Annotated in this window: 18 protein-coding genes and 1 pseudogene; 2 read left to right on the forward strand and 17 right to left on the reverse strand. The window is 52.6% G+C overall.

Going from position 1 to position 24659, the window contains the following annotated elements; translation table 11 throughout:
* Positions 1 to 44: 44 nt before the first annotated feature.
* From H8S75_RS05870 to H8S75_RS05885, 4 genes are read right to left on the reverse strand one after another with little or no spacing between them, the layout of a single operon-like run.
* The gene (locus H8S75_RS05870; protein WP_187020038.1) at positions 45 to 1808 is read right to left on the reverse strand and encodes an Hsp70 family protein; all 1764 of its coding nucleotides are present in this window, start codon (positions 1806 to 1808) and stop codon (positions 45 to 47) included.
* Complete coding sequence (locus tag H8S75_RS05875; RefSeq protein WP_187020039.1) at positions 1805 to 5176, reverse strand: J domain-containing protein; 3372 nt, start codon at positions 5174 to 5176, stop codon at positions 1805 to 1807. Before H8S75_RS05875 ends, H8S75_RS05870 begins: the two co-directional genes overlap by 4 nt.
* A 13-nt stretch (positions 5177 to 5189) precedes the next feature.
* Positions 5190 to 6053, reverse strand: a complete 864-nt coding sequence (locus H8S75_RS05880) for a DNA-3-methyladenine glycosylase family protein (protein ID WP_187020041.1) — start codon at positions 6051 to 6053, stop codon at positions 5190 to 5192.
* Between the two features lie 39 nt (positions 6054 to 6092).
* Positions 6093 to 6713, reverse strand: a complete 621-nt coding sequence (locus H8S75_RS05885; protein ID WP_187020043.1) for an HAD family hydrolase — start codon at positions 6711 to 6713, stop codon at positions 6093 to 6095.
* A gap of 496 nt (positions 6714 to 7209) precedes the next feature.
* On the opposite strand from H8S75_RS05885, the gene H8S75_RS05890 reads away from it, so the two are divergent.
* Positions 7210 to 8580, forward strand: coding sequence for a [FeFe] hydrogenase, group A (locus tag H8S75_RS05890; RefSeq protein WP_187020044.1), 1371 nt, complete (start codon positions 7210 to 7212; stop codon positions 8578 to 8580).
* Positions 8581 to 8591: 11 nt separating this feature from the next.
* On the opposite strand, the gene H8S75_RS05895 is transcribed toward H8S75_RS05890, so the two are convergent.
* From H8S75_RS05895 to H8S75_RS05905, 3 genes are read right to left on the reverse strand one after another with little or no spacing between them, the layout of a single operon-like run.
* Positions 8592 to 9929: an MATE family efflux transporter gene (locus tag H8S75_RS05895; RefSeq protein ID WP_207729072.1), complete on the reverse strand. Its 1338-nt coding sequence runs from the start codon at positions 9927 to 9929 to the stop codon at positions 8592 to 8594.
* Positions 9926 to 11179 carry an MFS transporter gene (locus H8S75_RS05900; protein ID WP_187020046.1) on the reverse strand — a complete coding sequence of 418 codons (1254 nt, stop codon included), beginning with the start codon at positions 11177 to 11179 and terminating at the stop codon, positions 9926 to 9928. Before H8S75_RS05900 ends, H8S75_RS05895 begins: the two co-directional genes overlap by 4 nt.
* Positions 11180 to 11197: 18 nt before the next feature.
* On the reverse strand, positions 11198 to 11701 hold the full coding sequence (locus H8S75_RS05905; RefSeq protein WP_002604655.1) for a GreA/GreB family elongation factor: 504 nt from the start codon (positions 11699 to 11701) through the stop codon (positions 11198 to 11200).
* 244 nt (positions 11702 to 11945) lie between these two features.
* Here H8S75_RS05905 and H8S75_RS05910 point away from each other — a divergent pair, with 244 nt between their 5' ends.
* A complete protein-coding gene (locus H8S75_RS05910) occupies positions 11946 to 12941 on the forward strand; it encodes a GGDEF domain-containing protein (RefSeq protein WP_187020047.1) in 996 nt (331 codons plus the stop codon).
* Between the two features lie 87 nt (positions 12942 to 13028).
* Here the strand turns inward: H8S75_RS05910 and H8S75_RS05915 are convergent, their stop codons facing one another.
* The 10 genes and pseudogenes from H8S75_RS05915 to truA all read right to left on the reverse strand — a co-directional run.
* Positions 13029 to 14306 (reverse strand): 4Fe-4S dicluster domain-containing protein, encoded by a 1278-nt coding sequence (locus tag H8S75_RS05915; RefSeq protein WP_002604658.1) that lies wholly within the window; start codon positions 14304 to 14306, stop codon positions 13029 to 13031.
* Between the two features lie 31 nt (positions 14307 to 14337).
* A complete protein-coding gene (locus H8S75_RS05920; protein WP_187020049.1) occupies positions 14338 to 15441 on the reverse strand; it encodes a DUF362 domain-containing protein in 1104 nt (367 codons plus the stop codon).
* Positions 15442 to 15631: 190 nt separating this feature from the next.
* Entirely contained in the window at positions 15632 to 17062 is a 1431-nt protein-coding gene (gene dgt / locus H8S75_RS05925) for a dGTP triphosphohydrolase (protein WP_187020051.1), read from the reverse strand.
* An 88-nt stretch (positions 17063 to 17150) separates the two neighbouring features.
* Positions 17151 to 17924: a hypothetical protein gene (locus tag H8S75_RS05930; protein ID WP_187020053.1), complete on the reverse strand. Its 774-nt coding sequence runs from the start codon at positions 17922 to 17924 to the stop codon at positions 17151 to 17153.
* 263 nt (positions 17925 to 18187) lie between these two features.
* Positions 18188 to 19456, reverse strand: coding sequence for a sensor histidine kinase (locus tag H8S75_RS05935; protein ID WP_187020054.1), 1269 nt, complete (start codon positions 19454 to 19456; stop codon positions 18188 to 18190).
* Positions 19456 to 20208 (reverse strand): LytR/AlgR family response regulator transcription factor, encoded by a 753-nt coding sequence (locus tag H8S75_RS05940; protein WP_349768869.1) that lies wholly within the window; start codon positions 20206 to 20208, stop codon positions 19456 to 19458. Before H8S75_RS05940 ends, H8S75_RS05935 begins: the two co-directional genes overlap by 1 nt.
* Before the next feature lie 46 nt (positions 20209 to 20254).
* A complete protein-coding gene (rpsI, locus tag H8S75_RS05945) occupies positions 20255 to 20647 on the reverse strand; it encodes a 30S ribosomal protein S9 (RefSeq protein WP_006771840.1) in 393 nt (130 codons plus the stop codon).
* Between the two features lie 27 nt (positions 20648 to 20674).
* A complete protein-coding gene (rplM, locus tag H8S75_RS05950; RefSeq protein WP_002604666.1) occupies positions 20675 to 21109 on the reverse strand; it encodes a 50S ribosomal protein L13 in 435 nt (144 codons plus the stop codon).
* Between the two features lie 302 nt (positions 21110 to 21411).
* Positions 21412 to 23409 carry a KUP/HAK/KT family potassium transporter gene (locus tag H8S75_RS05955; RefSeq protein WP_187020056.1) on the reverse strand — a complete coding sequence of 666 codons (1998 nt, stop codon included), beginning with the start codon at positions 23407 to 23409 and terminating at the stop codon, positions 21412 to 21414.
* Positions 23410 to 23912: 503 nt separating this feature from the next.
* Positions 23913 to 24647: pseudogene (truA, locus tag H8S75_RS05960) on the reverse strand (tRNA pseudouridine(38-40) synthase TruA); the annotation flags it as partial.
* Positions 24648 to 24659: the final 12 nt, after the last annotated feature.

Here is a 24659-nt window from a genome sequence, read left to right on the forward strand (position 1 = left end):
AAACACAGGGGAAATGCAGCCGTTCAGCCGCATTTCCCCTGTCTCTACAGTTCCTCAATCTCTTCCAGAAACTTCTTAAACTCTTCCTTCGCCTCATCAATAAGACCCGTATCATACGAGGACAGTGCCTTCTCATACTTATGAAGCGCCGCCTCCACATACAGCCGTTTTTCTCCGATGCTTTCCTCGTAGATCCGTTCACCGCGCAGCAGCAGATACTTGTTTTCCTCCCGGTCTCTCGGGTGGATCTTCAAGTAGGACAGCGTCTCGAACCGCTCCTTAATCTCCTCATCCGTCATATCCACATCGCTGCCCTTAAATACCTCCTTCACCTGCTTCTGGCTGGAGACCGCCTTCACCTCCACTTCCAGAATCGAGTTGATATCGTAGGTGTACGTCACGTCCACAGCCTCCTCACCGGCCCGGCCGGCAGGAACATCGATCATCAGCTCTCCCAGTGACAGATTATTGGCCGCAAAGCGGCTCTCCCCCTGAAGCACATTGACGCGTATCTTCGTCTGGTTGTCGCCGGCGGTGTAGAGCCGTTCCGTACGGCTGGCCGGGATCACCGTATTCCGGTCGATGATCGGGCAGAACACGCCGTTTTCAAACACGCCCTTCTCCCATTCCCGCACCACCTCGGTTCCCAGGGTAAACGGGCACACATCCGTCAGGATCACCTCTTTGATGGATTCCCTCCGCTCCTTCATGGCACCCTGAATCGCCGCGCCCAGAGCCACGGCCTCGTCGGGATTTACATTGGTGTCCGGCAGCATCTTAAACAACCGGCTCACAAACCGGCGGATAACCGGACTCTTCGTGGCGCCGCCCACCAGCACCACCTTGTCGATATCAGAGAGCCGGATATGGGCGTCTGATAAGCTTCGTTTCACCGGCTTCCGTATCCGCTCCAGAAGGTCTTCACACGCCTCCTCGTATCGGGAGAGCTCCACAGTAAATTCCATGATCTCCTCCCCGATCTTACAGCGCATCGAGGAGCTCCTGGCATCAGTAAATCCGATCTTGCACAGCTCCGCCTGTTTATGGATATGGCGAATCGTCTTCTCATCCAGGGACAGGCGGTCAAGCTCCCGGTATTTCTCGAAGAACATGTCCTCCAGAACCGCCGTGAAGTCCTCCCCTCCCAGGAAATTATCGCCCGCCACGGCGCGCACCTCTAAGATGGTATCGTAAAGCTCCAGAATAGATACGTCAAACGTCCCGCCGCCCAGATCAAACACCAGAAATCTGGCATGTTCCCGGTTCTGGTACAGTCCATAGGCGATGGCCGCCGCCGTAGGCTCGCTGATGATCCGCTCCACTGAAAGACCCGCCAGTTCCCCGGCACGCTTCGTCGCCCGCCTTCTGGCATCGTTAAAATAGGCCGGCACGCTGATCACCGCTTCCGTCACCTCTTCCCCGAGATAGTGTTCCGCGTCCTCCTTCAGCGCCCGGAGCACAAAGGAGGAGAGTTCCTCCGCCAGAAAGCTTTTATGGCCCAAATGAAACTGCTTCCCGCTTCCCATATCACGTTTAAAGACGCTGGCCGTACTCTCCGGATGGAGCAGTCCGCGTTCCACCGCAGAGTCCCCCACATAAATCTGATATTCCTTCCCTTCCGCCGAACGAATGTGAGAGGGAGTCTCCACACATTCCGCCGAACGAATGTGAGGGGGAGTCTCCACATCCATACTGACTACGGAAGGCGTCAAACGCCTCCCCAGCCGGTTCGGGATGATCTTCGGACCCTCATCTGTATAATAAGCCGCCAGGCTGTTGGTCGTTCCCAAATCGATTCCAATGATCATTTCTTTCTGTCCACCTTCTTCTGTAAATTATCCAGCGCACACATCACCGCGATAGAATGGGGATTCAGCCGGGCCGCCTCCTGGTACATGAGAAGCGCGTTCTCCTGATCGCCCATGGCCTCGTAACACCAGCCCTGGAAAAGGTATTTCTCATAGCAGCCCTGGTAACGGCAGCCCTTGCACCGGTATCCCCGGTCCATCTGCCCGAACAGCTCCATGCCCTTCTCCCGTTCTCCCATCGCCAGATACAGCCAGCCCATCACACCTTCCCGGGCCGGTTTGTAGGGGCCGTAGGCCAAATAGTCCTCCTCCGTTCCCTCTCCGGACTGCTTAAAATGCTCCAGCGCCGCCTTCGCATGCTCCTTTGCCGGGCCATATTTGCCCATCAGGTAATACGCCCGCGCAAGATACCGCTCATAGTCGAATAAATCGCCGTGATCCGTCGTTCTGGCAATCGCCCGTTTCAGCCAGGCCGCCGCCTTCGGATAGTTTTGCAGCTGGTCCATATAAGCCTGGCCTAAATCGGACTGCCGCTCCGCCTTCTTATCCGCCGCCGCGTTCTCAATCCCTTTCTTATAAAAATGCAGGGCCTTTTTACCGTTTCCCTGATAAAACCACAAATCACCCATACGGCTGTAGTAGTCGTCCATCTTCGTCGTATGGCCGTAGGCCTCCTCCGCCCTGTCATACTCCCCAAGATAGGCGTATAACTGCCCGATCTCCTTCCAGAACGATGTGTAATCCGGAAACAGCTTCAGATCCTTCTGATAGCATTCGATCGCTTTCCGGTAATCCCCAAGCGCCTCATAGCAGTCGGCCATATTGCTGTACGGAAGCAGGCTTTTGCTGTCCTCCATATATTCCACGGCCTTCTCGAAATATCCGATGGCCTCCTCAAAACGGCCCAGATACTTATAGCAGCATCCCAGGTTGTTATGCGCCGCCCAGTCCTCCGGGACATACTCTAGCGCCTTCTCGAAGTCGCGTATGGCCTGGTCGAGTTCCATGGCGTTCATGTAGATCAGGCCGCGGTGCACCAGATAGTAGCAGTTCTCCGTAACCGCGATCTGACGGCTGATATAGGCGATAGAAGTGTCAAAATCAGCCCGTTTGTACTGATCCTCGTATTTTTCCCGGTAGTAATCCGCCAGCTTCTCGCAGGCATCCCGATATCCCTCCTGGAGTTCCAGCGCCTTTTCAAAGTTCTCGGCGGCCTGCACCTTCATCTTCTTTCCCTCATAGCACAGTCCCCGGTTATAATAGAGGGAGGGCGAGTCGCGATAAAAATCTTCGGCGTCGGCGTATTCCCTCAGGGCCTCGTTATATTTCTTCATATCCAGATAAATGTTCCCGCGCACCAGCCGGTACTGCATCCGGTCCGCATTTTTCCGAATAGCCTCGGCCATGTGGGACAGGGCCTCCTGAAACTCATCGTTATCCCAGTGGAGGAGGGCCGTCTCGAATTCCACCTCGGAAGTATCCTCAATGTCCGTTTCACCCTCGATCTCCTTCATTAACTCCCCGCAAAGCTTTAAGGGAAGCTCCCTCTCCTCCTTCTTCCCGGCCAGATTGCGCAGAATCTTCACCTCATACAGCTTTAAGCAGCTGGAAAACTCCACTCCGTTCTCCTTTGCCCGGTCGATGACTCCCCTGGCATCCTCAAACTGGTTATGATAGAAAAATACCTGTGCCGCCATAAGATACGGCTTATAATATCCGGCGAAAATACCTACCGCCCGGTGGTAATCATCCACGACCTGCTGACCCTTTCTCAGCTCATAGCACGCTTCCTGCCTGATTAAATAGGCCGGATAGTAATTCTCATCTTCCTCCAGAATCTGATCGCAGACGTCCACCGCCTGCTCATACTGCTTCGACTCACAGAGAATGTGGGCGAGGTACTGACGGTACCCCATCCGCTCCTGCTGGCTGTCCGCTTCTTTCGCCGCCCGTTCCACATACGCGGCCGCCTCCTCCTGTTCCCCCAGCTGGTAACAGCATCCGCCCAGAATATAGAGCGCCCGCCCCAGTCTGGATCTCCGTCTCTGATTCTCCTGCGTCCCGTCATCCACGGTCCCGGTAATCATACGGAGCCACTCCTCTAAATAGGGGCGCGCTTCCTGATAGCGCTCTGCCTGATATAAAACACGGCCGAACAGATTGGTGTAGCTGTATTCCTGTCCCTCTTCCGGTGTATAGTTCTCCAGATACCGGATCGTCTCATCGAGCCTTTCATTCTGGAACAGGCACCAGGCCAGCTCAATGGCCCCCTCTCCTGCCGGGATGTCCTTTCCCTCTTCATGGTACTCCGGATTTTCCTGAAGCCTTGTGATAAGTGCCTCATTGGCCTCCTTCAGCCGGCCAAGGATCTCCTCATCGCGCCCGTCCAGCTCCAGGATCTCCATCATCCATTCCCGCGCCTGCCAGTACCGCCCCTTCTCCATCAGACAGGAGACTGCGCCGGTTTTGGCCTGATAATAGTCCGGATATTCGTTCAGCACTCGGGTCCAGACAGCATAGGCTTCATCCTTTTTTCCTTCCCGGTAACGGACACGTCCGATATAGGACCAGATATAAGGGTCATTTCTCATGGAACCGCTGCATGTTTCCTCCAGCTCATCGGCGAGACGCACCGCGCCGGCCGCCGTCTCCTCCGCAAGCAGAAGACGCAGACGCTCCACCTCCTCATAAGGATGCCAGACACCAAACGCTGCCAAGTCGTCCAGCTCCTGCCCGCATCCCTCGAACTCATTCCTGTCCGTCTTTTTCTTCACCGCAAAATAGTGGTCCAGATAGCCGTCCACATTCTCTTCCCCCACGCCCCTGCGCCGGAAATATTCGAACCGTATGAAGCCCTCATGACCCACGTAATATTCGACGTAATTCAAAAAATTCTTTGGAAATTTCTCTTCCAGAAATTCGATGTCTTCCACAATCTGAAAGTTTTTATCCAGCAGCTTCCATATCTTCTGCGGCAGATAGACATGATTCATCAGATAGGCCAGAAGCCGCTCTCTGGCCTCCAGTGACGTATCCAGACCGTCACAGACCGGATCCTCCAGAAGTTCCCTCCACGCCTGCTCATCGGCGCGGTCGTATACATCGCGGTAGCACTCGTCGACCCGGTCGATCCACGCGTCAACAGCAGTCTTTTCCTCCGTACCGCCGCCATTTTCCGGTTCCGTCCCGTCATCCGGCTTCGCGGCAAATGCCGCCGCAGTCTCGTACGCAGTTCGCAGGCGCTTAAAGCCCTCCGGGTCGTCTTCCGGATTCGTCTCCTTCAGAAGCTTCCTGTAAGCCATTTTCACGGCGTTCTCATCCTTCGTCTCTTCGATACCCAGGATATGAAAACTCATCTCTTTTTCCATAAGATCCCCTGCCTTACTTATCGTTCAGTTTATAATAAAACATGTACTGCTGCAGAATCCCTGCGTATCCCCGATACCGTTCGAGTGGAAAACCGCCGGGATAATAAGTGTTCACAATCTGTTTTACGTGAGTGTCCACCGGAAATGCCTCCACGTGGTGAAGCCCGAATAAGCAGACACAGTCAGCTACCTTTCTGCCGATGCCGAATTCTGCTGTGAGCATGCCGTGAGCCGTGTGATAGTCGGCGGAGCGCAGGTCATCCAGCCACTTTGCGCCATCCGAGCCGCTGCATTTCTCCGCCATGGTCCATATGTACTTATCCCGGTATCCGAGTCCCAGGCCGGCAAGCCCTTCCAGACCGCCCGCCGCCACCGCCCCGGCCTCCGGAAATGAGTCATACGTCTTCTCCACCGGTTTCACACAGCCATCCGGTTCCAAAACCAGCCCGATACCAGCTTTCTTTTCCCCGAATTTCGCACACAGTGCGTCCACGCTGTTTCGGATTCTGGGGATATTGTTGTTCTGAGAAATCAGGAAGGTGACGATCATCTCCCACAGATCCTGGCGGAGAATCCGCACGCCGCCGCCAAAGGCCATGGCCGCCTGCAGGTACTCATCCTCCGGATCCACCGAACGTTTTACCGCCTCATAGTCCGTATCCATATCAAAATACGTACGCCAGCCCCCTTCAAATTCGTCTTCCTCACATGAAAACAGAAAATGGCTCCCATCCTGCATGACTTCCACATACCGTCCCCCGGCGGCCGCGGACCATATTCCGCCATGCTCCGTTTCCGCAGCGAGCCGCATACGGAAGCACTGGCCGGACTTCGCCAGCTGGTCCAAATCCATATTTTTAATCTCTGTCTTGTACATTCATGGTCTCCATTCTATTGGTGCAGACACAGACATAATCTAATCCGCATTCCTGTTCAACCGCTTCAAAGCAGCCCGGAGCGCCGCCTCATCGCCATCCGCAAAACAGTATCCGTCCATACCGCAGGCTCTGGCGCCTTCGATATTTAACATCATATCATCAATGAAGAAGCATTCCTCCGGTTTTAAATGGAACCTTTCAAATAAATGCTGGTACATCTCCTTCTGCGGCTTCACGCATTTCACCTGCGCGGAGAAGAGGATTCCGTCAAAGCATTCGATGCCCGGGATAATCCGGTAACATTCCAGAAGCCGTTCAGACGCGTTGGAGCAGAGGTAGATTCCGTACCCCATCGCCTTCAGTTCCCGGACCAGTTCCCCCATACTCTCCATAGGCCACATGTTATACTCATGCCAGTGCGCCAGGCAGAGGGCCGCCATCTCCTTCGCATGATCCGTTTCCAGTCTGGCCTGCATCCGTTTTAAAGCCTCTTCCTCCGAAATCACGCCCATATCCAGCATCAGCCATTCCGGCGACACAAACACGCTGGTGCTGACCGCCTTTTTCTCCTCATCATCGTCCATGTAATGGCCGCAGACTCTGTCCGCGTCATACCCGACCAGCACTTTACCCATATCAAATACAATATTCTTTATCATCTTCTTATCTCCCGTCTCTTGTAATTACAGATGTCTACATTGTATCGAATATTCCCCTATCCGTCAAGAAAACCTACGGAGCGCGGCTGCTTTGGCGGCCATACTTCCTTAGCGCGGAGTGCGCATCCTCCCGGAGGTTTTTTATTTCATAGGATGAACTTTCCAATGAAATAAAAAATCCCCCGCCCGAAAACCACAGCGGCTGAATCAACAGCTGTGGTTCCCGGACGGGGAAATGTGTTGTTTGGAAACATTATTATTGGGGGGGCTGCTTCCTTAATTACAAGAAAATTATACCGCCTCCGCGCCTTTCTTACAATGGCATTTCCCGAATCTTCACGATTTCTTTACGATGCTCTCCGGCTGTCATCCACTATCGCAAAAGGAACAAGCAAAGAATTTGAAAAACAGAAGAACGCCATTGACAAAATATGTCAGAAGTTTTATAATCAATAATAGTTACTGTTATTAGTTCACACCTAGGAGGAATATTCACATGAGCAAACACCTATTTACCGACATCCGGGTCCCCATCGAGCCGGATAATCCCTCTGTCATGCGGCATGAGGAATTGTGTATCAAATGCGGCCAGTGTAAAACGGTCTGTACCGAGTCCATCGGAGTCGCAGGCTACTATGATCTGTTAAAGACAGGTGACACCGCCATCTGCATCCACTGTGGTCAGTGCGCCAATGTCTGTCCTGTCGGCTGTATTACGGAAGTTCCTGAATGGGAAAGCGTAAAAGCGGCCGTGAACGACCCCGACAAAATCGTCATCTTCTCCACATCGCCGTCTGTGCGCGTGGCGCTCGGTGAGGAATTCGGCATGGAAGAGGGAAGCTTTGTGGAAGACCGCATGGTTGCGCTGCTTCGCGCCCTGGGCGGTGATTACGTTCTGGACACCAACTTCGCGGCCGACTTGACCATTATGGAAGAGGCCAACGAACTGATCCGCCGGTTAACCAGCAGCAATATCCCCATTCCCCAGCTCACCAGCTGCTGCCCCGCCTGGGTAAAATTTGTGGAGACGTACTATCCGGAATTCAAGGAAAATCTCTCCACCTCCAAGAGCCCCATCGGTATGCAGGGCCCGACCATCAAGACGTATTTTGCCAATCAGGAAAACCTGGACCCGAAAAAGATCGTAAACGTGGCGGTCACCCCATGTACCGCAAAGAAATTCGAGATTCGCCGTGAGGAGATGTGTTCCGCAGGCAAAACGCTGGGAATTGAAGGCATGCGTGATATGGACTACGTCATCACCACAAGAGAACTGGCCCAGTGGGCCCGGGCGGAGGGCATCGATTTCCTCGCCCTGGAACCGGCTGGATATGATCCATTTATGGGAAAGGGTTCCGGCGCAGGTGTGATCTTCGGCAATACCGGCGGCGTCATGGAGGCCGCGGTCCGCACTGCCTATGCCGCCCTCACAGGCGAACCTGTGCCCGATGATCTCTATGACCTTAAGGAAGTCCGTGGACTGGCTGGCACAAAGGAGGCTTCTCTGACCATCGCGGGAACCAGGCTGGAGATTGCCGTCGTCTACGGCACAGCCAACGCCAGACGGCTGCTAGACAGCATCAAACGCGGTGAAAAATTCTATCAGTTCATCGAAGTCATGACCTGCCCGGGCGGCTGTATCGGCGGCGGCGGACAGCCGAAGGACAAGAACTTCTCCGGCGACGGGCTGCGCCAGAAACGAATTGACGGCCTCTACGCGAGAGACCGCCAGATGAAGCTGCGTTTATCCCATGAAAACCCGGAGATAAAAGCCATTTATAAGAATTTCTACGAAAAACCGCTCAGCCCTCTCGCGGAGGAGATGCTTCACACCTCCTACATAGACAGAAGCAGCGATTTAGGCTAAAGTTGATTGATTTAATTCTTTAACAGCTCGTGGCGGCGTTTAAACCAGAAGTAATACGGAACTTCCGCCATGAGCATGAAACTCCAGCCAATCAGACAGGCCCAGGCGACCCCTGTCATTCCCATCCGCGGCACCAGAAGATATACGAAGACAACACGGAAGGTGATCTGGATCAGCGTGGAGACCAGCGTAATCGACATATTCCCCATTCCCCTGAAAAACCCCTGGATTCCGTTGGTAAATGCCGGCATCAGATAAAAGAATGCCATCAGGCTCAAATACTCCACGCCGGGCGCCACCATCTTCGTATCTCCCTCCGATACAAACAGCCTCATCAGAGGCTCCTTCAGAAGCAGGATTGCTGTGCAGATCATCACCCAGTATCCCGCTTCGACGAGGAGACCGTACCGGAATCCTTTCTTCACGCGTTCTTTCTTCCCTGCCCCCCGATTCTGGGCGATAAACGTCATCATACCACTCGAGATACTCTGTTCCGGAGTAAATGCAAAATCATCCACCCGGTTCACCGCATTAAATGCCGCTATCGTACTGACCCCCAGCGGATTGATGGCTCCCTGGATCAGAAGCTTGCCAATGGGCTGGCAGGACTGCTGCAGCGCCGTGATGGAGCCGTGCTTCAGTGTCAGCTTCAGCAGTTCTCTATCCATGCGGATATCCTCCCGTTTTAACTGCAGCAGAGGCACCTTCCGGTAAACGTAGACGACGCACAGGACAGCGGACACCGCCTCCGCGATAACCGTGGCCAGCGCCGCCCCCACGACTCCCATGCCAAAGCCGGCGACAAACACCAGATCCAGACAGCCGTTAAGCACCGAGGCCATTGCCAGGAAACGGACCGGTGTCCTGGAATCTCCCACACTCCGAAGGGCGGACGCCACCGCGTTATACAGATAGGTAAACGGCATTCCGAGAAAGATAATCCTCAAATACGCCACTGCATCCCCGAATATCTCCTCCGGCACCCGCAGTGCCCTCATAACCGGAACCGAAAGCAGCACTCCCAAGAGAACCACGACAGCCGAAAAGAAGCAGCCGAAGATCAGCGTGGTGGATACCTGGCGCTTCAGCTGTTCCCCGCGGCCCGCCCCAAAGAATTCGCTCATTAATACCGAGGCCCCTATACAGATACCGGTAATCCCCAGGATTACAATGTTCATCACGGGATTCGCCGTTCCCACCGCCGCAAGGGCATTCTCCCCCGCCCATCTGCCGACGATGATCGAGTCCACCGCGTTATAGGTCAGCTGAAACAAGTTGCCCAGAATCAGCGGAATAGAAAACCGGATCAGCTCCGACGGTATCTTCCCCTTTGTCATGTCCTTCATCATAATGCGCCGTCTGATCCCCTTTCTTTCGCCGGGACCGCACCGATCCAGACGAAGAGCATGCCGGCTCCCGCGCAGGCCACACCGATGGTCAGCATAGCCGGAACCCCTGCCGCGTCAATAATCTTTCCGCCAAAGAGATTGCCCACCATTCCGCCGACCGTGATAGCCGCGGTAATGAAGGCCTGCCCCTTTACCCGGTCCTGCTCTTCCATCACCTCATCCGAATAGTAGACGGAGGCCGGGATCAGGATCGCGAAGGACAGGGCCTGAAGCAGCTGGCTTGCATGGACCAGCAGCACACTGCCGGCCATCCAGATTGCAGCGGCTTTCAGCAGGAAGCCGAGTCCTGCGATCTTAAGCAGACGGTTGGGCCTGATTCTCTCTGCAATCTTTGAAAACATCACCATCACTGGAATCTCACAGACCGCGGCAATGGCTATGGACGTTCCCATATCAGAGCTGTCCCCGCCGAACCGCCCCATAATCTGTATTAAATAGGTATTAACCATATTGTGAAAAGCGAACAAAAATACAATGCCGGCCAGCACCAGGAAAAACTTCCTGTATTTCCTGATGAGCCCCCAGCCGCTGCCCTGTGTACGGGAAATGACATTTCCTTTTGACGAAATCTCCGAAGGCTTCTCCGCACTCTCAGCCATTTCTGCGGCACTTTCCCTTCCCCGTTCCATCCGAAATGAGGAAAGCACTGCCAGCATGGTGACCAGCAGGAAGCAGATGGCAATGGGGATCACATTTTCACCGAAAGATGCCACAAAATACCCCATAATCCAGGAAAGAACCGCAAATCCCAGAGAGCCCGTTCCTCTCGCAATCCCGAAGTTCATGGATTTCCCGCGGCTTAAGTAATATCCGTTCACCGCATTGACCAGAGGCTGCTGAACGCTTACTACAGCCATAACCACCATGAGCAGCCCTGCTGCCAAATACCGGGATCCCGGTACGAGCGCCAGCGCTGCCGCCGGAATAATTCCCAGGACGGTGATACACATCATCATCTGTTTCAGCGTATATTTCTCACTCTTATCCGCCACAGCGGCAATCCACGGCTGCAGGACTGCCCCCGTGATATTTCCAAGGGCCATCAGAACACCGACACCGCCCGCCGAAAATCCCCGGGACAGCAGAAATACCGCTATAAACGTAAAGACCGAACCAAACAGCATCCAGTAGTTTCCCTGAAGCGCCGCATATTTTATCGTAAGACCGCCGTCACCCTGTGTGTTTTTCATACTTCGCCTCCCGCGGCCTTAATAGCTTCTCAGCTTGTCACTCCCGTCGTCCGTCGTATTCTCCAGACGTTTCACCACCACATAGTATCCCGCCTTCTCGTTAATCCTCACATAGACCCGGTCTCCCACCCTGTGCCCCATAATGGCGCTGCCCAGAGGTGATTCCGAACTGATAAGCCCCTTCATGGAATTCCCCCTCACCGTGGTCACCAGCTTATACGTCTCCACCTCATCGTCATCCTCAAAATACAAGTCCACCGTATTGTAAAGGCCGATCTCATCTTCCCGGGATTCATCGGATACAATCTGCGCCGTCTTGATCATTCTCTCCAAATATCGGATCCGGCTCTCATTCTGGTTCTTATCCTTCTTGGCCGCGTGGTACTCGAAATTCTCGCTTAAATCTCCGTGAGCCCGCGCTTCCTTGACCGCTTCCAGCGCTTCCTTCCGGACCACAAGCTTCCTGTGATTTATCTCTTCCTGCATTTTCTGAATATCATTCTTTGTCAGCTTATCATACATAATTCTGCATTCCTTTCTGTCATTCTGCCATCTTATGAGTATATCATATTGCCGGATTCATTTCCACCTTCACCGCACCTTCCCATTATCATTTATTCTACCTTCTTTCCTGCAAAACGGCAAGCCGGAGCTTCCATGGTACAGGCACTCCGTGTCTCTTTTCATACATTTCAAGTTATATTTCTTGACTTGCATGGGGGTTCTGTGTATCATTAAGGCAGAGTGACAGGGGGCATAATAACATATGAAGTGGGATTTGGAAGCCTTGAAAGAGGAGAACAAAATATTAAGCAATCTGGCCAGCCACGACTGGCTGACCGGCATCTATAACCGAGGTGCTACAGAAACAAAAATAAACCAGCTGCTGGCCGAAAAAAAGACCGGTGTCCTTTTCGTGCTTGACGTGGACCAGTTCAAGCAGATCAATGACCGATACGGCCATATCAGAGGAGATTCCGTGATCCAGGAGGTTGTCCGGATCCTGAGTCTCATGACCTTTAAAAATGATATACTGGGCCGTGTAGGCGGAGATGAGTTTGTCATCTATATGCCGCTTGCGCAGGACCAGAGTTTTGCAGATGAGCGGTGCCGGCAGATACGGACCCGCCTTTTAGGAATCCAGATGACCAGCCCGCTTATCAACGGTATCTCCGTCACAGTATGCGGAAGCCTCTATCAGCCCGGTGATGATTATAAAAGTCTGTTTGACCGTGCCGACCAGCTGCTTCTGGCAGAAAAGCGGAAGAAAAATAAGAAACCGGCTCTGACCGCCGCCGAGGAACGCCGTTCCGCCGCCAAAAAGGGCATCGACATCGATATGGCGTTAATCCGCTCCGAATTATCGGAACAGGAGCTGACCTCCGGGGCTTACTGCCAGGACTATGATACCTTTAAAAGCATATACCGTTTTGTAGAGCGCCGGCTGCGACGAAGCGGCGAAAGCGCCTACATTATTCTTTTTACTTTGACCGACAAAAACGGAGATTTCCCCTTGCTTCAAACGCGGGAGCTGCAGATGGATACCTTAAAGTCTGTCACCCAGCATTCCCTCCGCCTCGGCGATGTCTTCACCCAGTACAGCAGCTGCCAGTACCTCGTCATGGTCTCCGATGTGGATAATCAGAATGCGGAGTTGATCGCCAACAGAATCTCCGAAACCTTTTACGCGGAGACGGCTGCGATTAAAGACAAGCTGCTGCTGCATCACTGCTATCCGCTAAAACCGGCGGGTACCACTTAAATAACCAACCAACACATAAAAACTCCGGAAAAGGGTCACAGAACCTTTTCCGGAGTTTTTGTATCTCCTTCTGCATCTTCTATTCCATTACTTCTTATGATGGGAAAGCAGCCTGTCCAGATACACAGATTTCAGCTGTTTGCTCGCCAGCGCCTGTTTGACCGGAGGCAGCTCCAGAATAGATGCAAACACAGCCGCCATCGCCCGGTGATTGGCAAATGCCTGGTTATCGAAAATCAGATTCTGCAAAGTCCCCTTTTCAATCGCCTGAAGAACAAACCGGTGAGTGCTGTTAACCGGCGTGATAATCTGCTCCGGGCGTCTCTTCAGTTCGATGGCCTTCACCGCACAGTTTCTCGCGCAGACGCCGCAGCCCAGACAGATTTCCCTGTTCACCACTGCCTTTTTCTTTCCATTCTCCCCTTCTTCCATGGAAATGGCCAGAACCGGACAGACCTTGGCACACTTACCGCAGCCCACACAGTTCTCCAGGGATATTTCCGGTATATAATTCGTCGTTGCCACCGGCTGCATCGGACTGAAATGTCTTGCCGCCTGCAGCGCCTCACAGCAGCAGCCGCAGCAGTTACAGATGAATGCCGGATGTTCCCTTACATTTTCCCCGATCTGCACCAGATTGCTGGCGTAAGAGCGTTCCAGGGCATCCAGTGCCTCCGCCTTGGAGATTAACCGCGCATAGTCGCCATGCTGCGCCAGAGAACGCGCCACATTGTCAAACGTAAGGCAGACATCCCAGGGAGCATTGATCTCACACGGATGGCCCGCGTGGAACATCTTGTGACGGCAGTAGCAAAGCCCCAGGCCAATGTACTCCGCCTCTTCCACGATATGGGTGGCACGCTCGTAATCCAGGATATGATTCGTCTTGTCGTTGGTCAGAACCGGCTCCTGCACATACACACGGCCCAGCTTTGTCTCCGTGGCAAAGAACAGGTCCTTGATAAAATCTTCCTCCACGTTCATATACTGGTAGTAAAGCTCCCCCAGATAGTGCTGGTCGATATCCCCTCTCGTCCTCATCAACGCAAATTCAATGAATCCAGCCATTGGCGGCGGCATCACAAACTTGCGGATTCCATTGTGGTAAGAGTCCACCAGAAGCGCCTTCTCGCATAAATGGTCCAGCAGCCGCTCCGCCTTAAACTCTGACGTCTGCCAGATCTTCGCCGCCTTCTTCACCGTAAATGGGCGCACAGGCAGGAGTGCCACCCATTTCGCTTCTTTCTCCGTGTACAGCACTTCCAGTATTTTATAAAGGGTCTCCGATGTAGGCGCGCCCTGTGTAAACCAATTGATACGGTCGCTTAAGTTCCGGTATGCGTCCCGCGTTGTCAAATGTCCCATTCTTGTTTCCTTCTTTCTGTTCTGCTTATTGTTACTGTTCTGAAACCCAATGTTCCTCCAGAAACTTCACCATATCCACCGCCTTCGGAGGACACCCGCCGAGAGAGTGCTCGTACAGCTCCGTACACCGTCCGATCCCCGTCTTTCCTGTTTTTCCCCTGCAGCCCTGGCCGATTGAGACAGGGCCCTCCCCTTTCGAGAGCAGTCCCCGGTCATTCAGCCGGTCCAGCGCATAGATCAGGGATCCATAACAGGCGCTGCACGCATCCTCCGGTTCCACATATCCAGCCAGCCTTTTCACCCGTCCGGTCATGGTAAATTTCGCTGTTCCCGCTGCATCTTCGTTCAGTAAGACGACATTGGCGCTCCCTGTATCGCTGCTTCCGACTCCCAGTCTCTCTGCCAGCCCAATATACGGCACCTCCTCCGTCCGGTACCCCATACTGTCACAGACCCAGGCATCGCACAGCACCGGATCCAGAAATCCCAGAATCCGGTTCATCACCACCGGATTCCCGCCTTCCTCGAAATCTAAATCCCCGCAAATGTTATCCACAAGAATAAAATCATTTTTCGCTATCGTATTCAAGTGCGCGATCGGTTTATGTAAACCCAAAGTATGGAACCGTCTTTTCTCCGAATTGGGAATCACTCCTTTATGATTCTTTAATGCGCATGTGACCGCAGTCTGGCAATGGCCCTTCAGCACCGGCATGTTAATCATGAAATCCACTTCCGCCGCCGCGTCACAAAGGCTGATCTTCATTCCCGCCGCGTCATACTCCGTAAAAGAATCCCGCTGTAAATCAACCAGAGGCACACCATACCTTTCAGATACCCGGTCATATCCTGCCGCCCGGAATGCCGCCTTCGTGCTGTCCCCCACCCAGGAACCTTCCAGAATGGAAATCCGTCCAAATCCATGTTCCTGCAAATACTCTATGGTCCCTTCCAGCAGCTCCCTGTGTGTGGTGGCCCCGCTCTCCGGCGCCTTCGCCACCGCAAGATTCGGCTTTAAACCGATCTTTTTATCCATACTTCCAATCATTCCCGCCAGATCCGCCCACTCCAGAAGTTTCTTCGTCATCGCCCGGTATTCTGTACCGTGAATGATACCGATATCGTTCTTCTCCATCTTCCGCCTCCTTCCGGGTCATGTACCGCTAATAGAAATATTAACATATTTTAGAAAATAATACCAGAAAAGAGGGCGAAACAGTGATTATCAAATTCCGATAATCCCATCTCCGGTTGGGGCACCTTACATCTTTCTTACTTCTGAATTACCTTTTCAATCGCCTATAGCTTTAAATCCCGCATCCGCCTCAGGAAAACAACTCCCGATACAGCCGTCTGGCATAATTATCCGTCATCCCGCTGATATAATCCGTTACCATCAGAATTCTGAGATACAGCCTCTCCTCTTCGCCCTTTCCCGCCGCCTGTTCGTGGTACATGGATTTATAAAAGTCCGACACCGTATCCATAATCCGCCGTTCGATAAATGTCATTGCCTCGCCGGTATCATATTTGACTGCCGCCGGCATAAACTGGCCCATCAGGGAATCGATGACTCTGCGCCCGAACAGCTCCGCCTTTATTTTCACAGGGCTGGTATAGACCACCTCCTCGCAGAGCCTGGAGATGGCCTCCACCAGGCACCCGGACGGCGTCCCCGACAGCAGATCTCCCTCAAGGGTGCCGTTCATTATCGCATCATAGTTTTTCTCAAACGAACTGGCCGCGTCCCCGATCATCATCTCCTGTACGTACCGGTTCCAGCGCTGGATGGCTGTCAGCTCCGGCTTCGGGTTCCTGACCACAGCGCCTCCCATTTTCCGGTCACCGTGTGCAATTTCCTCTTCATACATCTGCTTCAGAAGAAGAACTGCCTCCGTCATCTCCCCTCTCCCGTCTCCCATTATGCCGTCTCCGGCCGCATACTCCTCAAGCTCATCTGCAATCTGGGAAAATGTCAGAATCTTTTTTACCATTGCATCCTCCAGATCCGAGGTCCGGTAAGCGATATCGTCCGCCGCTTCCAGGAGCCAGGATAGCGGATGGCGCGCCCCGGCCGTCCCCACAGCTTCCTCGACTGCCAGAAAGAGCGGCCGCTCCGCCACATAATATCCGAACTTTCCGTATTGGCTGCTCCCACTGCCATTCTTTATGGCAAAGGAGGAGACCGGATACTTGATGATGGACGCCAGCACACGGTACGTCAGATTGAACCCCTGCTGCCTCCCGAGATGAGGTGTTTTGGAAAGAAGCCGCAGCGACTGGGCATTGCCCTCAAAACAGTAAAGGTCCGTCACCATCTCACGCTCCAGCACCTCCGTGACGCTGCGTCCGCCCAGCTCCATGTCCTTCAAATAACGCTGAAACCACTCCCGGACCGCATATTCTCCAAAATGACCGAAGGGCGGATTTCCAATGTCATGCACCAATCCCGCACACAGAAGCGTATCTGAAAATTCTGTTTCCGGGTTTTCTTCAAACCAGGCGTCTATCCGTCTCTCCTTCAGCCGCCGGAATGTCAGCTCTCCCAGCCTTTTCCCGATGGCAGATACCTCCAGAGAATGCGTAAGACGCGTTCTGACATAATCGTCCGCCTCCAGCGGGAATACCTGTGCCTTGTCCTGGAGCCGCCGAAACAGCGTACTCCTGATAATCGTATCATAATCATTCCGGTCAGACTCTTCCCTGTCTCCCGAATGATAAAAACGTTCCTTTGAAAGCAATTTCTCCCACTCCATACGGTTCCTTTCCGATGCTCCATCCATCTCCTGCGTTTTAGGAAAAAATAGATTTTAGCACAGTCCGGCCCATAATTCAAGCGGTATTTTAATCAAAAACCCCTTCCACCCACTGCTCAATCCGGCTGCCGAAGTCCTCTCCCCACTGGTCCATCTTCTTTTCATACTCCTTTTCCAGTTCATTGATACGCACTTTCACCTCATCAGAAAATTCCCCTGTTCCGAAATTCCCCATAAACGCCTCAATAAATGGATCTGTGATCTTCATAATCCATCTATTACTTTCCCTGCATACCGTCACCTCCACATCGGTCGTCACATTTCCCTCCGCCTCATCGAGAAATGGAAGGACTCCGCCTCTGTCGTAATCAGACTCCGCGATCTCCTCAAACAGCTCCTTCAGCCCGGTTCCCCTGCCGCCCGCCATTTTCTCCAGAATATGAACCGTATAATATCCCATGACATTGGACATATCCGTATTCGTGATGCGCAAGGTAATGACAGACTGGAGACCCTCTGTCGTCTCCCCAATGATCTCCCAGGACAGATTCTCCACCATCTTCTCCGCAAACGCCTGATTAAACCGCTCTTTCGCTCCCTGCAGGATACCCGGCTGCTGCAGCTCGTTGAACACCCGGTACCTCCTTTCCACCGGTATCCCCAGCCAGTTTCTGTCGGTGCTGACATAATTATCCGTGCAGGCATTAAACGTCCTTAAATCCAGTGCCTGTAAAGCCTCCATGGCCGACTTAACCGCCGCTTCCGGCGTCTCTGCATTGGCCGTACTCCTCTTCCCGCCGCAGGCTGCCAGGCAGACACATACCACTGCTGCCACTACAATCCTCATTTTCAGTCCCTTCATTTGTCATCTCTCCTTTCTGTGAAATGTCTGATTCAGTGTTTCAGCCGCTTCTCTGATCCAGCCGCTTCTCTAATTCAGCCTCTTCTCTGATTCATCTTCCTAATTATAGGAATCTTCGCCTCACAGAACAATACCCCGAGCACAAACAGACGGTGCGGCAGCAAAAAGAGGCGCCTTCCGGCACCTCCTTCTATTTTCCCCTCAACAGGCAACCAGTACTGCGTATCATAAACTTCACAATACTGACTCCGCCAATCCCCCCTTTACTCCGCAGCAGGAATCATCGCAGAAAAGCAAAACCAACCGTCCTCACATCGCAGCGCAGAAGTTCCGCCGCGGTGTTCAATCACGCTATTCACATTGAGCAGGCCGATTCCATGATTGCCCCCATCCTTTTTCGTGGTAACAATTCTTTTTCCTTCAATGATGACAGGCACCGCCACAGGATTTCTGACCGAAAGGATCAGCTCCCCCTCCTCCAGTACCATCTTAAACCGGATCACCCGGTTCTCTTCCAGCTTTTCGCAGGCCTCCACGGCATTGTCCAGCAGATTGACAAGCAGCGTGACTAAATCCTCTTCACGCATCGTCAGCCCAGACAGATCGTTGACAGACAGAAGCATCGTAATATTTCTTTCCAGCGCGCTCTGATACTTCTGATTTAGCACCACATTGACAACCGCATGGTTTGTGTTTACAAAATCCGCGTTTTTTCGAAGATTTCCGTTCAGTGTTTCCACGTAATGGAGCGCCTCCTCCCTGCGGTCCTCCAGAAGAAGGCCCTGGATGCAGGTCAACTGGTTCTTATAGTCGTGCAGGTCACGCCTCTGCCGTTCATAGTTCTGCTGCATGTTCTGGTACATCTCCATCTGGTTCTGTGTGCGTTCCTGGAGCAGTCTCATCTCCTGTACCTGGGCATCCTTCTCCAGAATATTTCCAATAAAATACAGGGCGATCACATTGAGGACGCCAAAACCGGCCACCGCCACCAGCCGCTCCGTATCCCCGCTTCCCATCATCATACTGATTGCCATAATCACGATCATACTGAATATGGGAAAATACCCAAACCTGGCCCACTGCGCCCCAGTAAGACCGCCGAGCTTCTTCCGGTACCGGAAATGAAACAACAGCATCAGGCACAGCAAAACACTGTAGGACAACTCTTCCTCGATCATCTCAAGTCCCCGGAATTCCGGGGGAAGTGCGTATACGGCCGACACGACAATGGCCGTCACGATCCACATGGCCGCGCAGAACAGCACGGAGAGAATCAAACTCTGCACCGCCTTCATCTGAAAGTAAATCCACGAGACCAGCCACAGGACGGCGATCACTCTCACCGGCTGCAGGATATAGGGCGGAACCTCCGTAAATGCGATCACCAGAAATCCCAGCGCAAACGCCGGAACCGCCGTATACTTCACCCATACTGTGCGCCAGACCCGCACCGGCACAATCGTTTCATAGTAAATGCTGCAGCCAGCCCCCAGCATCAGGCACAACAGGATATTTCGCATCACAATCCCCATTACAGCGCTCCTTTGTATACTGCATACTCTTCTTTCACCGCCTGGAACCGGAGCCGCGGAATGGGCAGCCGTTCCCCGCTGTCAAGCTCAGCCTCATAATTGCTGATCCGCCTCACGTGCTTCATATTTACCAGATAGCTCTTATGGATTCGCAGAAAACCGTATTCCTTCAGCCGCCCTTCGATCTCATCCAGCTTCAAATACACCTGATAGGCTGCCGGCTCCGCCCCCTGATAACAGAAGATGGACTTATGCTTCCGGCTCTCCACGTAGAGAATCCGATCCGTAAACAGCCTCACATTCCCCTCCACGCAGGAAAATTCCACCTGTTCCAGCCGTTTTCTCTTGAGAACCGCATCCATACACTCCGGAAGAGCCGCCTCCAGGGTATCCTTCATGATAAACCGCACCGCGTCTACCTTATATCCCTCCGGCGCATAATGAATAAATGCCGTCACAAACACAATCTCCGTCTCTGAATGAAGGGACCTCATCCAGGCTGCTGTCTCAATCCCGTCCACACGGCTCATGTTGATGTCCATGAACACAACGTCATATTTCACGGCGTTTTCCGGCAGGCTCAAGAACTCTTCTCCGGACAGAAATATGGAAAACGTGTACTCCAGCCCACGCTTCTCTAAGTATTTCGTGAGGAGCGACCGTATGGTTTCCCGGTAATATTTTTCATCATCACAAATGGCAATCTGAAGCATGAGACCTCCCGCACTTTCCCGCTGTATCAAAAATCCCACAGACGAAACCGCCTGCGGGATTTGAATGAACTCGTAATTTGTCTGATTATCTCTTTGAGAACTGTGGAGCACGACGAGCTGCCTTTAAGCCGTACTTCTTTCTCTCTTTCATTCTTGGGTCTCTGGTTAAATAGCCAGCTTTCTTGAGGATCGGACGGTAATCAGCGTCTGCCTGAAGAAGAGCCCTTGCGATTCCGTGTCTTACAGCACCTGCCTGTCCTGTAAAACCACCACCATGAACGTTAACCAGTACGTCAAACTTATCGTTGGTCTCTGTAGCAACTAACGGCTGACGAACAACAACTTTTAATGTTTCAAGACCGAAGTACTCATCGATATCTCTCTTATTAACTGTGATCTTACCTGTACCCGGTACTAAATATACTCTGGCGATAGATTTTTTTCTTCTGCCTGTTCCATAAAATTTTGCATTAGCCATGATAACTTCCTCCTTTCAGTACCTTAATTAAAATTTGATTTCTAAAACTTCTGGTTTCTGAGCCGCATTATCATGTTCCGGTCCAGCGTAAACGTGAAGTTTTGTCATCATGCTTCTTCCTAAAGGTCCTTTCGGAAGCATACCTTTAACTGCTAATTCCATAACCTTCTCCGGCTTCTTAGCCATCATTTCTCTTAAGGTTGTTTCCTTCATTCCGCCTACATAATCAGAGTGATTGTAGTAAATCTTCTGGTCTAACTTCTTTCCAGATACGTTCACCTTATCTGCATTTACGATAATTACATAATCGCCGCAATCCATGTGTGGTGTGAAAATCGGTTTATTCTTTCCTCTTAATACTTTAGCCACTTCTGAAGCCAAGCGTCCTAATGTATGTCCTGTAGCGTCAACTACGTACCATTTTCTCTCAATTGTTGCTGGACTAGCCATAAAAGTTTTCATTGGTTAACCTCCTGTTAAATTGCTGTTATTATTAAAACTATATCGTAAAACGCTCACTCCGGGGCATTGGCATAAGCATTTTCGTCTAACGTCACAGTTATACATTATATTACATTCAGCCGGGTGTGTCAACCTCTTTTTCCCATAAAATCAAGGTTTTTTCGATGTTTTTTACAAAAGTTTTTCACCTGTGCGGTTGGGGGCTGCCCCGGCATACATCCTGCCACAGGCTCCTGCCGGAACAGTCCCAACCGCACAAGCAGAATTTTTTTTCATATGGAACAGTTCAGATTCGCCGTCTGTCATACCCTCGTAAGATGACTTACCGGCTTCATCTGGATAAAGAGCGGAACATACTCGATGATCAGGGACGAATTCTCCAGTCCGTACCACCGGTCCGGTGTGCCTGCGAAATGGCGGATCGTGTATTTCAGCGATATGGCCGCCCGTTTAAAGGGACCGATATCGCTTTCCGGAACCAGAAGCTTCCGGATCATACAGAATTTAAATGTCCCCACGACGCCCGGCTCATAGATGGAATACCGGCGCTTCTGAGACGGCAGCTCCCCACTCTTCACCATCTCGTCCACGATTTGCCTCAAGTAGACATTCACCCTCTGATTTTCCCGAAAGCCCAGCTTAAGCTGCACACGGAACATGTAATTTGTCCCCATGCTGTCCACGCTGTATTCCCGGGTATAGGGCTCATCCGTGACGGTAATGCCCACAAACCAGTATGCATTGGCACGCTTTGGCTTCTTGTCAAAGATGGAATACAGAATGTCTCTGTCCAGCTTATTTTTGTCACTGTCCTTTGTAATGAAGACCAGATTGTCGGCCAGTAGCTCCTGGGAACTGTCATTTTTTAATTTTTCCAGCTGGGGCAGATACTTCCGCAGGGGCAGGAGCACCGCCTGGGAAGACTCAATGCCGGTCCCCTCATGCCATACGACCATGATCCCAAACAGAATCAAAGCCATAAAGAGCGCCACGTATCCCCCATGGCTGAACTTACTTAAGCTGGATAGGAAAAAACTCCCCTCCAGACCGCCGAAGAAGGCCAGGAAAAGGAAAGGCACCACAGCCAGTTTCTTCACCTTCCGCAGATAGAGAAAGAGCAGCACCGTTGTCATCAGCATGGTCAGCGTAATCGCCAGCCCGTAAGCCGCTTCCATATGGGCGCTGGTCTGAAACAGAAGAACCACTCCGGTACAGGCAAACCACAGCACCTGATTCACCAGCGGAATGTAAATCTGCCCTTTTCGCTGGGAAGGGTATGTAATCTGCATATGAGGCATTAAATCCAGCCGGCTCGCCTCCGATACCAGCGTAAAGGAACCGGATATAAGCGCCTGGGACGCGATAATCGCAGCAGCCGCGCCGAGGACCACGGCAAAGGGCCGGATTCCTTCCGGCAGCATCTGAAAAAATGGATTCATATCCGGTATCGCCGCCAGCGCCCCATTGGATTTACAGGCCATCAGCCAGGCCCCCTGCCCGAGATAATTGATAATCAGGCAGATCTTGACGAAAGGCCAGCTCAGGAAAATATTGTTCTTTCCCACGTGCCCCATATCCGAGTACAGCGCCTCCGCGCCGGTTGTCGCCAGAAACACGCTGCCTAAGATCATTATCCCGGCATCATTGGCCGGACTGGTCAGGATCTTCACCGCGTAGACCGGATTAAAGGCTTTCAGTACCGCCACATTCCCGCCTATGTTCCCCAGCCCTGCCGCGGCCAGAAACAGAAACCAGACTGCCATGACAGGGCCGAAGGCCCTTCCGATGGAACTGGTGCCCGCTCTCTGAACCAGGAACAGCAGCGCAATAATTGTAATCGTTATAATAATGATCTTATTCTGCCCGTCTCCCAGCAGCTCACCCATGGAAGAGATGCTTCTAAGACCCTCGATCGCCGTCGTCACCGTCACTGCCGGTGTCATCACACCATCCGCCAGCAGGGCCGCTCCGCCAATCATGGCCGGAAAGATGAGCCATTTTCCAAAATGCTTTACCAGACTGTACAGGGAGAAGATACCGCCCTCACCGTGGTTATCCGCCTGCATGGCCACCACCACATATTTCATCGTCGTCAGCAGGGTGATGGTCCAGATGACCAGGGAGAGCGCGCCTAAGATCAGTTCGTCGCTGACTCCTCCCAATCCCCCGTTGCCGGCCACAATTGACTTCATTACGTACATGGGAGACGTCCCGATATCCCCGTACACCACCCCCATCGTGATCAATACAGCACCGGCGCTCGTCGGTATCTCATGTGTCTTTGTTCTGTCCGCCGTCATATCAAAACCTCTTTTTCGGCAGCGCCCTTATCTCCCTGCGCATTCAAGGCCCGCCGCAGAATATTCATTTGCACGAAAAAAGACGGCTGTATCACAACCGTCCCGGCATTCCTGCCATGGAGATTTTAGCAAGTATATCAAAAACCTCCGCCGTATACAAGTAACAATTCCGTTAAAAATCAGGTCTCCTCCCCGCTCTTTCCCCAGACTCGCGCGTCGTGGGTCACATACCATCCGTCCTTCTCGTCCGAAGGCCAGAACACGTAATAGCCGTATGCCTTGCCCGCTTCGATCCGCCCAACGGCTTCCTGATCGTTTACATAAACCGCCTCCGCTCCGTTCCTGACGGCCTGGTGCACCACCCGGAACAGAAGGCGTTCAAACTCCTCCGGGATGCACCGCTCTATGGTGAGAAACGACTGCTTCTCTTTTGCCGTCTTCGTCTGATCCAGAGAATATTTCCATTCCTTATTTTCAGCCGCTATGACAGGGCGAAGCTCCGTCTCTTCCTCCAGGCTGATCAGCGTCAGTCCCCTGGCCACCGCGGTAGGGCCTGCTGCCGCGCGGTTTCTGGCATCCAGAATCTCCTCCACATGCTCCGGCGGATAGACCCCCATCCCCACCTTCATCAGCGTCCCCGCGATAATGCGGACCATATTATAGAGAAACCCGCTTCCGCTGACCCGTATCGTAATCATATCGCCTGTCTTCACGACGTCCAGGCTGTAAATGGTACGCACCATGTCCTCCGCCTGGGTCCTCGGTGCGCAGAAGCTGGTAAAATCGTGTTCTCCCACCAGATACGCCGCCGCCTGCTTCATCTTCTCTGCATCGAGGGGGAAGTAACAGAAATAGGCGTACAGCCGCAGCGTCGGAATCTCGATCTTCCGGTTCAAAATTCTGTATTCGTACGTCTTTACGCAGTTGCATTTTCTGGGATGCCACGTTAAGGGAACCTCCTCCGATGCAAGGACCCGGATGTCCTCCGGCAGTCTCTGGTTGAGTGCAAAACAGACCTTATCCGCCGGCATCCGGCTCTCCGTATCGAACACAGCCACATTACCATCGGAGTGGACGCCGGAATCCGTCCGGCTGGCCCCGATTACCGCCACCTTTTCGTGAAACAGGGCGGTCAGCGCCTCGTTTAAGACTTCTTCTATGGTCCGCCCGTTGTTCTGTATCTGCCATCCGCAGTAATTTGTGCCGTCGTAGGCCACTATCAGCTTAATCCGTTTCATCTTCTCAAAAAC

Origin of the sequence: Hungatella hominis (genome assembly GCF_014288005.1) — a bacterium.
In the GTDB taxonomy this organism is placed as follows: domain Bacteria; phylum Bacillota; class Clostridia; order Lachnospirales; family Lachnospiraceae; genus Hungatella; species Hungatella effluvii.